The 12,651-nt window shown below is 39.2% G+C and carries 10 protein-coding genes; 4 read left to right on the top strand and 6 right to left on the bottom strand.

The window, feature by feature from the left end:
• Positions 1-263 precede the first annotated feature (263 nt).
• The 4 genes from H5117_RS00690 to H5117_RS00675 all read left to right on the top strand — a co-directional run bounded on the left by H5117_RS00690 (position 264) and on the right by H5117_RS00675 (position 6,436).
• The gene (locus H5117_RS00690; protein WP_182735953.1) at positions 264-2,567 is read left to right on the top strand and encodes a TonB-dependent siderophore receptor; all 2,304 of its coding nucleotides are present in this window, start codon (positions 264-266) and stop codon (positions 2,565-2,567) included.
• Positions 2,568-2,628: 61 nt separating this feature from the next.
• A complete protein-coding gene (locus tag H5117_RS00685) occupies positions 2,629-3,603 on the top strand; it encodes a metallophosphoesterase (protein WP_182735952.1) in 975 nt (324 codons plus the stop codon).
• An 11-nt stretch (positions 3,604-3,614) separates the two neighbouring features.
• On the top strand, positions 3,615-5,597 hold the full coding sequence (locus H5117_RS00680; RefSeq protein WP_182735951.1) for a phytase: 1,983 nt from the start codon (positions 3,615-3,617) through the stop codon (positions 5,595-5,597).
• Between the two features lie 173 nt (positions 5,598-5,770).
• Positions 5,771-6,436 carry a hypothetical protein gene (locus H5117_RS00675; protein ID WP_182693183.1) on the top strand — a complete coding sequence of 222 codons (666 nt, stop codon included), beginning with the start codon at positions 5,771-5,773 and terminating at the stop codon, positions 6,434-6,436.
• A 101-nt stretch (positions 6,437-6,537) separates the two neighbouring features.
• Here the strand turns inward: H5117_RS00675 and cyoE are convergent, their stop codons facing one another.
• The 6 genes from cyoE to H5117_RS00645 all read right to left on the bottom strand — a co-directional run bounded on the left by cyoE (position 6,538) and on the right by H5117_RS00645 (position 12,103).
• Positions 6,538-7,422 carry a heme o synthase gene (cyoE, locus tag H5117_RS00670; RefSeq protein ID WP_002958102.1) on the bottom strand — a complete coding sequence of 295 codons (885 nt, stop codon included), beginning with the start codon at positions 7,420-7,422 and terminating at the stop codon, positions 6,538-6,540.
• 9 nt (positions 7,423-7,431) lie between these two features.
• On the bottom strand, positions 7,432-7,788 hold the full coding sequence (gene cyoD / locus H5117_RS00665; RefSeq protein WP_182735950.1) for a cytochrome o ubiquinol oxidase subunit IV: 357 nt from the start codon (positions 7,786-7,788) through the stop codon (positions 7,432-7,434).
• On the bottom strand, positions 7,788-8,414 hold the full coding sequence (gene cyoC, locus H5117_RS00660) for a cytochrome o ubiquinol oxidase subunit III (protein WP_002958100.1): 627 nt from the start codon (positions 8,412-8,414) through the stop codon (positions 7,788-7,790). The genes cyoD and cyoC overlap by 1 nt, the downstream gene beginning before the upstream one ends.
• Positions 8,411-10,399, bottom strand: coding sequence for a cytochrome o ubiquinol oxidase subunit I (gene cyoB, locus H5117_RS00655; protein WP_024596558.1), 1,989 nt, complete (start codon positions 10,397-10,399; stop codon positions 8,411-8,413). Before cyoB ends, cyoC begins: the two co-directional genes overlap by 4 nt.
• 2 nt (positions 10,400-10,401) lie before the next feature.
• A complete protein-coding gene (gene cyoA, locus H5117_RS00650; RefSeq protein ID WP_165723814.1) occupies positions 10,402-11,361 on the bottom strand; it encodes a ubiquinol oxidase subunit II in 960 nt (319 codons plus the stop codon).
• 322 nt (positions 11,362-11,683) lie between these two features.
• Entirely contained in the window at positions 11,684-12,103 is a 420-nt protein-coding gene (locus H5117_RS00645) for a hypothetical protein (RefSeq protein ID WP_002958097.1), read from the bottom strand.
• Positions 12,104-12,651 lie beyond the last annotated feature (548 nt).

Genomic DNA, 12,651 nt, shown 5'->3' with positions numbered 1-12,651 from the left:
TAGTTCATACAAGTTTTTGTTAGCAGGGTCATATTAGCTCAGCTATATGACAACTAAATGATACCTACTTTAAAAACAGCCCTGCACGGTACATAACACCTGACTTTACGAGGAGTGATAAAAGCTCAATACGCTCTAGATATTGCTCAAACACCTCTAAATACATGTATTTAAACTAAACACTGTCACATTTACGTAATCAAATATCTTTAGCTTGCTCGCCATATCAAGAAACAACCCAGCAATAACCAAGAGCAAATACAATGAAAGACTTTAAAATAAAAGCACTGGTAGCCGCATTAGCCTTATGTAATTTAACGGCTTATGCAGAAGATGATGCAAAAGAAACCACAAAAAAAGATATCGAAGTTTCTGACAAAATTGTTGTATACGGTGAAATTGGCTACAGAAACCGCTCAGACGAACTCGCACCAACCTTAGAATATTCACAAGAGTACTTTCAACGTTTTGAACCATTGACCGCAGGCGATGCATTAAAACGAGTACCCAGTGTTACATTTTTATCGGATGTGCTTGAATCGGATGGTGCACGTATGCGGGGGTTAAGCCCTGCTTATACAAAGGTGCTTATAAACGGTGAAGAAGTACCTGGCGCTGGTGCCGACCGTTCATTTTTTGTTGACCGAATTCCGGCTGAGTTAATTGAACGCGTTGAAATTATTCGCTCATCAAGTGCTAACCGCTCAGCCGATGCTATTGCGGGCACATTAAATATTGTATTGCGCGATGGTTACAGTTTAGATGGCGGTTACTTGCGTGCTGGTGGCTTGCTTTATGACGATGGTGAATTTAAAGAAAGCTTGGCTGCTGTGTACGGTACTGAATTTGCTGGTGGGCGCTTATTACTTGGTGCAAATTTACAAGGCAGATATAACCCAAAACAAAAAACTAGTTTGCGCTACGGCGATAGCCCTGAAAACAATATAAATTTTCAAACAGAAGAGTTTGATAACCGCGAAGACCAATCAGACACTCGCGATGGCGACGACACATCACTTAACTCCAGCTACGAAATTGTTTTTGACGACGATAGTCAGTTTAATATTAGCGCTATGTGGGTTGATACAGAGCGTACTGAGGATGAACGTTCATTTGAATACAACGACCCAACTGCAACCAATAACGATATTGTAAATGGCGGTAACTTAGAAACAGATAATGCCAATGTTAAATATATTGACCAAACTAATTACAACATCAATACCGCTTATGAATTTCTACTACTAAGCGGCACAAGTAAGTTTAAATTTGGCTTTGCTCGGTTTGAAGAGTCTGTTTATGAGGAAGAAGTCGAATTAGATACCTCAGAGCTACCTATGGTATTTGAAGAAGAGCAAACTAAAAGTGAAATAGATGATAAAGAATGGACTCTACAGTGGCAACACAGCCAACCTTGGGGTGACAGCAAAGAAATTCAGCTTGGTGCATTTTTACAAAATAAAAAACGCGACAGTGAAATTTTAGAATCGCAAAACGAATTAGAACTTGCACTTACCAGTTGGGATCAATACGCAGCATCACCTTTAACGCTTGCTGCATTTAATAGCGAGTACGAAGCGGTTACTGGTGGTGTAAATACTTTAGAAGAAGATCGCTTTGACTTATTTGCCCTTGTTAAGCACAAAGATGATTTATTTGCTTGGGAGCTGGGCGTTCGCTGGGAGTCTACCGATTCTAAAATTAATGATAAAACAATTGGCGTGACCGAAAATAATAGTTACGACTTTATCCTCCCCTCGGCACACTTTCGTTATAACGTTAGCGAAAATGGGCGTATAAGTGCATCGATTGCGCGTAGTTTACGCCGCCCTGAGTTTGATTTTTTAACGCCGGCACTTATCGAAAAAGAGCTTGGCGATAACGACCAACTAGGGAACCCTGAATTAAAACCAGAATCAGCTTGGGGTATGGACTTAGGCTACGAGTATCGCTTAGGAAAAAGTGGCGTTGTAGGTATTAATTTATTTTATCGCAAAGTAAATGACCTAATAGAAATAGCAAATACAGGACAAGAAGGCTCTGAGGGCGAAGGTACATTTGTACTGCAACCACGCAACACCGGCGATGGTAATGTTAAAGGAGTTGAGCTTGATTTATCTACTCCACTTGGCGCATTTAGCATGCCTAATACGGGTGTATTTTTAAACTACTCATGGCTTGATAGTGAAGTAACCGATTTTTTTGGAACTCGCAAATTTAACGACCAATCAGACTACGTTTATAACGTAGGGTTTATTCAAGACTTACCCGAACTCAAAGCTGCATTTGGCGTAACTTACCGTAAGCAAGGTGATGCCTATGGACGTATTGTAGGTGAAGAAATAACTACATCTTACAGTGCCGACTTTGAAGTGTTTTTAGAAAAACGTTGGGAAGATGTAACGCTACGCTTGGTGGGTTCAAACCTACTTGATGCAAGTAAAGACGAAACCTTTAATAAATTTGATACCGTTGAAGATCAGTTTAGTAGAAGCTTTGATGAGTACGAAATTGAATCTGAAGAAGCGGGACCGGTTTATCAACTTATGCTGCGTTACGCGTTTTAAATAAGTTTATGAGGTAGTGCTAATCACTTTATTTAGCGCTACCAAACATGAGAGAACTATAATGATAAAAAAAACATTACTGCTAATAACACTTGGCTTATGCAGTATACAAAGCGTATTGGCAAACGTAACGTACACCGATGTATTATACGAGCAACAAAAAATTGCCAACTTGACGGTGCTGCCTAAGAGCTTAAATTTTACGGTTATTGGTGATTGGGGACATAACGGGCACTTTTATCAAAAAGACGTAGCACACCAGTTAGAAATAGCGATGTTTCAAACGAATGGTGATTTTACTATTTCAACTGGCGATAACTTTTATCCCAATGGCGTGGCAAGTGTTAACGACCCGCTTTGGCAAAGTGCCTATGAAGATATTTACCATGGTCCACATACATTCGAGCCTTGGTATGTAGTACTGGGTAATCATGATTATTTAGGTAATGCGCAAGCACAACTTGATTACAGTAAAAAAAGTCAGCGCTGGAATTTACCTGCACGCTATTACAGCAAAACCTTTACTTTAAAAGGTGGCGAGCAGATATTAATGGTGTTTTTAGACACTAATACTTTAAATCCTGAATACAAAACACGCGAAAAATACAAAGCAACTCAAGGGCAAAACAGCCAAGCGCAATTAACATGGTTAGATAGCCAACTATCAAATAGCCAGGCACGATGGAAAATAGTGGTTGGTCATCACCCACTTTATAGCAGTGGAAAACGTTACGGACTTACTGAAGGTTTACGTAATTTACTCGAGCCCATATTTGAGCAAAATGGTGTGCAAGCATACGTAGCAGGACACGAACATGACCTACAACATAACCAAATAGATGGCAGTAAACTCGACCACTTTGTATCTGGTGGTGGTAGCGAAGCGCGTTACGTAAAACAACGTGAATTTACGCGTTTTGCAGAAGCTACTCCAGGATTTTTGAGCTTTTCGATTAACAATGAAGCACTAAAAGCAACGGCTATTAACTATAAAGGCGAAGTGCGTTACAGCACTCAAAAGCGCTTTGACCAATAAAGGGTTACAACATGAAATTTAAATTAAAAACATCTATTAGCTTAATTGTAAGTAGCTTGGTGCTTAGTACATTAAGTGCGTGTAGCAATAGTAACATGGCTACAAATACGGCAGTAAAAAAAACATCCGATAAAGTAGTCATTAATAGTACTGAATTTGGTCCAACAGATAACATGCAAGGCTCACAAGCGGCATGGTTAAATAATAACAATTGGTTGCTAGCAAGCGAAAGCAAAGGCTTAGTGTTAGTTGAAAGTGAAACGCAACAAAGCCGCATTATAAAAAAAGGTAACTTTGAAGCGCTTGCTGTCACTAAGCTAACAGCACACTCATTTTTGGTTGCAACTATTGATAACAATCAAGATAACGTTGTTATATTTAAGCTTGAGCACACTCAAAGTGGCTGGGATACAATTGAACTAACCCGCATTAACCCACCACAAGCACAACCCGATACGGTGTGTTTATTTGCTAATAAAGCGAGTGAATCAATATCGGCATTTGTACCTGATGTACGCGGGCTAATTACCGAAACTATTATTTTTGATACAGCGAATAATAAAGCGGTTAACGTAAATGTACGTGAATTTTCTGGCGTTAGTGAGGCGTCGGGTTGTGCTGTAAGTACAACAACAAATACCTTATATGTAAGTGAAAGCGAAGTAGGCATTTGGGCAATAAACGCGAACGCGGAATCGCAAGCAGATAAAAAACCGATTGCTTTAGTCGCCCCCTTTGGAAAGTTAGACAGTGAACTAGGAGCTATTTCAGCTTCGCAAGATGGTATTATCTGGTTTACTAGTACCAAAAACAATACTGTGTATGCTTATGATCCAATTAGTAAAATTCTTAATAACTGGATGTTAAATGGTGACTTGAGCTTGGAATCGGTAGCGGTAAATTACACAAGTAACAACGCGGCAACGGCAGTACTGTATAACGACGAAACAGGCGCTTATATTAAAAGTACACTACCTGTAACACCTATCATAAAATCATTAAAAACCAGCCCCCAATCAATTACTCAAATAAAGGCAAGTGCACAAACGGCCCCCGTTCAAGCATTTGGTGATGCAGCAGACGATCCGGCAATTTGGGTTAACCCTAAAGATGCAGCAAACAGCTTAATTTTAGGCACCGATAAACGCCGTGGACTAATGGTATACAGCCTAAATGGCAAGCTTGAACAGTCACTTGAAGTTGGTCGTTTAAATAACGTAGACCTGCGACAAAATAGCACGATTAAAAACAGTACCAATACATTAATAACTGCCAGTAACCGAACGCTTAACGGTATTAGTGTATTTACAGTACAAGCTAATAATAGTGTGAAGTACATTGCTGATATTAATACCAATCTTGATGAAATTTATGGCTTATGTATGTACTCGTCAAATACGGGGAACTATGTATTTGTAAATGATAAATCGGGGCTGTATCAGCAATATAAAATCAGTGAGGATAACGAAAAAATAACAGGCAAACTTGTTCGCGAGTTTAACCTACCAAGCCAACCAGAAGGCTGTAGTGCAGATGATGAACTAGGACAATTATTTGTAGGCGAAGAAGATGCCGGTATTTGGTTTATAGGTGCAGAGCCAACTGCAGGCAGTACACCGGTTATGCTGCAAGGTATAAATGAGCAACTTGTTGATGATGTTGAAGGTATGGAAATTTACCACAGCGACAAAACACGTTATTTAGTTGTTTCGAGCCAAGGTGATAACAGCTACGTACTGTATAAAATAAAGAATGGTACTGCGGGCATTAAAACACCTAGCTTAGAGTTTACGGGTAAGTTTAATGTAATAAGTGATTTGGTTAATGGTATTGATGGCTCATCAGAAACCGACGGGTTAACAGTAACATCTAAGTCTCTTCCGGGTTATCCTGAAGGTATTTTAGTTGTACAAGATGGTTATAATCGTATGCCACAGCAGCCTCAAAACTTTAAAATAATAGATTGGCGAGAAGTAAAAAAAGCAATTAAGTAGTGCTTATTTAGTCGCCATTATTTTAATGTCGCTTTGAGATTACCTTGAAATTGTATAAAAGGCTCATTTGAGCCTTTTATACAATGCTTGGCGTTTAAGTATTAAGTGCAATTAACTCAATGTAATGTATATTTTATACTAAAATTTAAGCTCATAAATTAATTGAGATTATAATGCGCCTACTACTTACTTTATTACTAGTTACTTTAAGTGGCTTTGCTGTAGCAGAAGAAGAAAAAACAGAACTACCACCGGTAGACCCCGCTTACAATGCTGAGCATCCTATGGCTTTGGTTAATCAAGGCTCATCTATAATTGCGATTAACTTACCTAGTTATAATTCTCCAGATGATGTGCAAGTTGTTTATAAAATAGGAAACCCCGATGTCGCACTCTTAAACTTTGTTAGAAATGCTGAGCTAATCACGGTTAAGCCACAAGCGTTTAATATTCAACATTTAATGCGTGGTGAAGAAATTACGATTATTGCCGATATTTACGAGGGTGATTATCAACAAGGTGGTAGTTTAATTTACTCAAAAAAAGAGCTTGAACTGAGTAAGCAACTGTATGCCAGAGAGCTAAAAGATTTAAGTGAATCATCGCAATGGCAAGATTACGACATGATTAATCTAGGCGGTACTGAGCATATTTATATTCATAAAATTCAACAAGCGCCGAGCTATAACCATCTTATTTTTGTTGATTTAGTTAATGCATGTATGCAAAAGCTTCGTACCTCAAAACGTGTCCCAGCTGAAAATGAGCTTACCTATAAATTTATTAACTGCGGCACCCTTAAACCACTTTATTACAATGCTGATGATTTTAGAAAGTAAAAGGGTGAGAATACTGATGTTCAATTATTTTAATATTTAGGCATAAAAAAAGGCCCTTTCGAGCCTTTGGATTAACTTTGGAATAGTTAAAAATTTTTAAATTAGGTAAGCGTTAATAGCTGTGGAGCAACACTATGATAATCAACAGCCATAGCAATACTTAACGCTGTAATATTAATAATTGAAAATGCGAACACTTTACGTGCCCAGCTACTCATATCAATATTACGACGATAACCACGTAGCGCCATTAGCAACCACCAAAAGCTGGTAATACAAGCAACAGCCATAAAAGCAGCACCTGTGTAGCCAGTAATTGGCAGTAACATCACAACTAGGGCATATACAGCAATGTAAAGTACGATATGGCGTTTTGCTTTGTCGATACCTTGCGCTACTGGTAATACAGGAATACCTGCAGCTTGATAATCTTTAAAGCGAAAAATAGCAATAGCGTAAGAGTGCGGCATTTGCCACAAGCTAAACATGACTAGCAGTATTAATGCGCCCATATCGAACTGCCCTGTTACGGCGCAGTAACCTACTACTGGCGGTACAGCGCCAGAAAGGCTGCCTACAAAAGTGCCATATACTGAGTTGCGTTTCATGTAGAGGCTATAAACCCCTACATAAATTACGTAGCCAAAGGCTGCAAAAAATACCGCGGCTTGAGTGGTGTAGGCGATAAGTAAACCAAAGCCCACAACACCCAATAAAATACCGTGACTAAGTGCAGCAAAGGCCGACATTTCGCCCGTTACTGTAACCCGCGTACGAGTACGCGCCATGGCCACATCTATGTCTCTATCTATAACATTATTGATAGCGCAACCTGATGCAACCACTAGCGACAAACCAATTAATGTGGCAATCATTAACCATGGGTCTATATCACCGCGCGAGGCAAGTAAAAACCCGCCCGCTACGCTGATCAAATTGCCCATAATAATACCCGGCTTTGTCACTGATAAATAACGACGAAACATCTTCAACTCCTAGTACATCATCATTGCGTTAGATTCATAAATGATCCAAACAGATAACCCAACAACCATTACGATGATCAGAGCACTGAATAGGAATGAAAAAGTACTTGAACGGCCATCTTCGGTGGTAAAATTAAGGTGTAAAAAGTATTTTAAATGCACCCAAATTTGTACGATTGCTAAAGTAACAATGCTCCAAAGCGTTGTTGCTTTTGAGAAGTCACCTTCCATTACCATGTAAAACGGTATAGCAGTTAAAATTACCGATAGCACAAAGCCAATTAAGTAAGTTTTAACACTGCCATGAGATTCATCATGATGATCACTTTGCGTTTGCTTTAACGCATGCGTTTCGCTGTGGCTCATTACATTGCTCCCATTAAATAAACAACGGTAAATACACAAATCCAGACAATGTCTAAGAAGTGCCAAAATAGGCTTAAGCAGCTTAAACGCGTTACGGTTGCTTTACCTAAGCCGCGTTTAGCAACTTCAATCATCATTATGGTCATCCAAATTAGACCCGCTGTTACATGTAAACCATGTAAGCCAACTAATGAGAAAAACGATGTTAAAAAGGCACTTTGTTGTGGACCATTGCCATGCACAATTAGGTGATGAAATTCGTATACTTCCATACCAATAAACACAGCACCTAAACAAAACGTAACAAATAACCAAGTCAGTGTTAGTGCCTTTTTTTGCCCTTGAGCGGCAATCATGGCAAAACCAAAAGTAATACTACTAATCAGTAGTGCTGCAGTTTCTACTGCTACAAAGTCGAGTTCAAAAATATCTTTACCCGATACGCCACCGGCTGTGTTCATAAATAACACAGCGTAAGTGGCAAAAAACGAGGCAAACAGTAGGCAATCGGTCATTAGGTATAACCAAAAACCAAATACGGTATCACCCGAAGTATCGTGGTGATCATGCGCGTGGGCATGATCATCGTGTGATACAGAGTCTAAATTTGCAGAAAGTGTACTCACGCTTTTAACTCCTTAACGCCACTTGAATTATATGCAGCTTCAATGCGTGCAATTTCATCAGGTTGTATATAGTAATCTACATCGCTGGTGTAACAACGTTTGATAAATATGGCAATTCCGCCTACTAGTCCAACCACAGCTAACCACCAAATATGCCAAATCATTGCAAAACAAAATACTGTTAAACTTGCTGCCATTAACACGCCAGCTGATGTGTTTTTAGGCATATGAATAGGACTGTAGTTTGCTTTATCTTGATATGCTTGACCTTTTTCTTTCATATCGGTCCATGCATCAATATCATCGATATGTGGAATTGTTGCAAAGTTATAAATTTGCGGAGGTGAACTTGTAGCCCACTCAAGTGTGTGGCCGTTCCACGGATCGCCTGTTGTATCGTCAAGCGCTTCACGGTCTCTAAAGCTCACATATAATTGAATTACTTGGCTGATAATACCAAACATAATAATTACAGCACCGCCTGCGGCAATGTATAACCACATGTTCCAATCTGGGTTGTTAGTGTGGTTTAAGCGACGTGTCATACCTAAGAAACCAAGTACGTACAGCGGCATAAATGCTACGAAGAAACCAATAATCCAACACCAAAATGATGCTTTGCCCCATTTTTCATTAAGTTTAAAGCCCATTGCTTTAGGGAACCAAAATACAAAACCGGCCAGGTAACCAAACACAGCACCACCAATAATTGTGTTATGGAAATGTGCAATTAAGAATAAGCTGTTATGCAGTACATAATCGGCGCCAGGAATGGCAAGTAATACACCGGTCATACCGCCTACGGTAAAGGTAACCATAAAGCCAAGAGTCCAAAGTACCGGTACACTTATACGTAATCGACCTCGGTAAATAGTAAATAACCAGTTAAACAACTTAACCCCAGTTGGTACGGCAATAACCATAGTCATTACCCCAAAGAACGCGTTAACGTTAGCACTTGAGCCCATAGTAAAGAAGTGATGTAACCAAACAATAAAGCCTAAAATTGAGATTGCACCGCTGGCATAAACCATCGATTTGTAACCAAACAAACGTTTACCGGCAAAGGTCGAAATAATTTCAGAAAAAATACCAAACGCTGGTAATACTAATATGTATACCTCAGGGTGACCCCATGCCCAAAACAGGTTGATGTACATCATGGCGTTACCGCCCAATTCATTGGTAAAGAAGTGGAAGTCTAGATAACGGTCAAGCGTTAGCATTGCAAGTACAGCAGTTAAAATTGGGAATGATGCTGCAATTAAGATGTTTGCCCATGTACATGCCCATGTAAAAATTGGCATTTTCATTAGGGTCATACCTGGTGCACGCATTTTAAACACGGTTGCTAAAAAGTTTACGGCTGTTAGAAGTGTACCGAGCCCGGATATTTGCAAGGCCCAAATATAATAATCGACCCCCACCCCAGGGCTAAAGGTCAGCTCCGAAAGCGGCGGATATGCCACCCAACCTGTTTTTGCAAATTCACCAAATACAAGTGATAAGTTAATTAAAATTGCACCACTGGCTGTAAACCAAAAACTTAAATTATTTAAAAATGGAAAAGCAACATCGCGAGCACCAATTTGAAGTGGTAATACAATGTTCATTAGACCAATCATAAATGGCATTGCCATAAATATGATCATGATTACGCCGTGGGCAGTAAATATTTGGTCGTAGTGTTCTGGTGGTAAATAACCTGGCGCACCACTGGTAGCAAGTGCCAACTGCGCACGCATCATTATTGCATCAGAAAAACCACGAAACAGCATTATTAGTGCTAAAAGAATATACATTACGCCTAAGCGTTTGTGATCAACAGACGTGATCCAGTCGCGCCAAAGCACGCCCCATTTTTTATACTTTGTAATAAGCCCGGCAATAATAAGCCCAGCTATCGCAATAACCGACATCGTGAACACAAGAATTGGCTCATGAAACGGAATTGCGTCGAGTGAAAGATTACCTAATAACGACATTATTATTCCTCGCCTTGGCTGTGAGATGAAGGCATTGAGTGCTCACTCATTTCATGATGCTTTTTACTCATTTGCCCATGTTCGCCCAATGCATGGTGTTTTTTGTTCATATCGCCATGCGCCTGCATATACTTCATAACAATGGTATGAAATAAGCCGTCATCAACTTTTCCGTAATATGCTACTGGGTTATTTTCACTTGCTTTTGCAAGCTCAACATAATTTGCATGAGTCAGGTTATTAGCGCTTGAATTCGCTTTCACATCACTCACCCACTTATCAAAGTCTGCTTGAGTAGGTGTAGCAATGGCATTAAATTTCATGCCAGTGAAACCTGCGCCGCTGTAATTTGCTGAAAAGCCTTTAAACGTACCTGGCTCATTTGCAATTAAGTGAAGCTTGGTTTCCATCCCAGCCATTGAGTATATTTGACTACCCAATTGCGGAATAAAAAATGAATTCATTGTGCTCTCTGAGGTGATTTTATATTCAACAGGTACATTTGCTGGGAACACTAATTCATTAACCGTAGCAATACCTTGCTCAGGATATATAAATAGCCACTTCCAGTTTAGTGAAACCACTTCAACAGTAAGATGTTCACCTTTACCTTCAATGGGTTTATAGGGGTCTAAGTCTTGGGTAGACTGCCAGGTAATAACACCTAAAATGATTACAATAACAATAGGAACAGCCCAAACAACGGCTTCAATTTTATTTGAATGAGCCCATTTTGGAGCATAAATTTCTTGGTTTTGAGTGTCTCTATATTTCCAAGCGAAATACAAAGTCATCACAATAACGGGAACGACTACAAGCAACATAAGCACGGTTGCGATGATGATTAAATTTTTCTCATCAATGCCTATTTGCCCTTTTGGATCGAGTATCCCGCCTTTACAGCCTGACAACGCCAGCACTGTACTAGCTAAAGCAATATTACAAAGGTTACGAATTAACAAGGGAGTATCCTACAAACCTAGAGTTTCAATTTGCTGCTTAAAATAAAAACCAAAGCAACGATTTTTCAATAAAAACCCAAGTTAACTAGAATTAAATTATAAAAATAAGGGGGCTATTCAAAAAAACCTAAAGCTCATGCCATTAATGACCTAGCAACAAACCCAGCTTTCTAAACGCATTTATATAACGTAATAAAAGTTAACTTGGGTGAGTGGTGGTTGGCTGAAATGTGTTTAAAAAAACACGGAGCTACTTTGTTTTAGCTAACCTTAATTATTTACAGCAAGAACAAATAATTAAAACCAGCAACAAGATGCAGCGTTACAGGCAACCTGTAAAGCTAGGTGGAGCACGACAACCATGTGAAGAGATCACAGGCTGAAGAACTTTAGCCTCGCTAAAAGCAAAGGCTGCTTTACGGAGGATTATGCCAGCACGACGCGCTGGACAAATATGGAACAATAACCAACAAAGGCCAATAAGTAACTGACTTGATATGATCGGATGAGCTAAAAATTGCGCAAGATTAAGTAACAGTGGCTCTACAATAAACCCATCACTTAATAGCGCTTCAAGCTTGAAGGCATCCTCTAGTGCACCGCTTAGCAACATTACAGTATTAAACACTAATAAAGTTATAGCTACACACACGCCCTTGCCTGCTTTATTCAAGCGTTCACACGTCTGCGGCTCGCCAGAGGCAAGTTCCGTAGCTGTATGATGCAAAGAAAGTGTGTTCAAAGACATTAACCTACTAAAATGACTATAACAAAATTAGAGTAATACAGTTTGCAATGGAAAAATTTAAAAAACATTGCTGTTGTAAACCCTAAAACCAGGTGCTAAATACAATCAAATCCAGCTAGCACATATTTACCTAGCGAAAATTGATCCGTATCAACCAAACTTTCAAAACTTACTGAAAGTTCGAACGTGAGTATAACAAAGAGAATTTTCTGTTCAACTAAAAATCAATTAATTTGAGTTAAGCTTTCGAAGCTATTTTGTTAATAAAAAATAACACGATAAAAAACATTCGGTTAGCTAAAATAAAAAACGATTTAAAGAGAAATATTTAATAGGATTATAGGTTTTTAGGAGGGAGTAATAATTGTGTGGCACAAATAAAAACAGCCCAAATTCAGTCACCACCGAACTTGAGCCGCCTTTCACACTGACAACATCTTCACACACAATATAAAGATTCTTGGTTTACACTACGTGGCAATTGTAGGGAATAAAAACAACTCAAGCTAAGTCACCACCGAACTTGAGCTGCCTTTCACACT

The organism is Pseudoalteromonas sp. SG45-1 (assembly GCF_014164135.1).
Lineage (GTDB): Bacteria > Pseudomonadota > Gammaproteobacteria > Enterobacterales > Alteromonadaceae > Pseudoalteromonas > Pseudoalteromonas distincta.
Note: the sequence above shows the minus strand (reverse complement) of the source record. Positions and strands in the feature narration are given on the sequence as shown.

Coding starts and splice junctions, on each gene's coding strand:
- H5117_RS00675 (WP_182693183.1), top strand. CDS start 5,771: ATGCGCCTACTACTTACTTTATTACTAGTTACTTTAAGTGGCTTTGCT.
- H5117_RS00685 (WP_182735952.1), top strand. CDS start 2,629: ATGATAAAAAAAACATTACTGCTAATAACACTTGGCTTATGCAGTATA.
- cyoB (WP_024596558.1), bottom strand. CDS start 10,399: ATGTCGTTATTAGGTAATCTTTCACTCGACGCAATTCCGTTTCATGAG.
- H5117_RS00680 (WP_182735951.1), top strand. CDS start 3,615: ATGAAATTTAAATTAAAAACATCTATTAGCTTAATTGTAAGTAGCTTG.
- cyoE (WP_002958102.1), bottom strand. CDS start 7,422: ATGTTTCGTCGTTATTTATCAGTGACAAAGCCGGGTATTATTATGGGC.
- H5117_RS00690 (WP_182735953.1), top strand. CDS start 264: ATGAAAGACTTTAAAATAAAAGCACTGGTAGCCGCATTAGCCTTATGT.
- cyoD (WP_182735950.1), bottom strand. CDS start 7,788: ATGAGCCACAGCGAAACGCATGCGTTAAAGCAAACGCAAAGTGATCAT.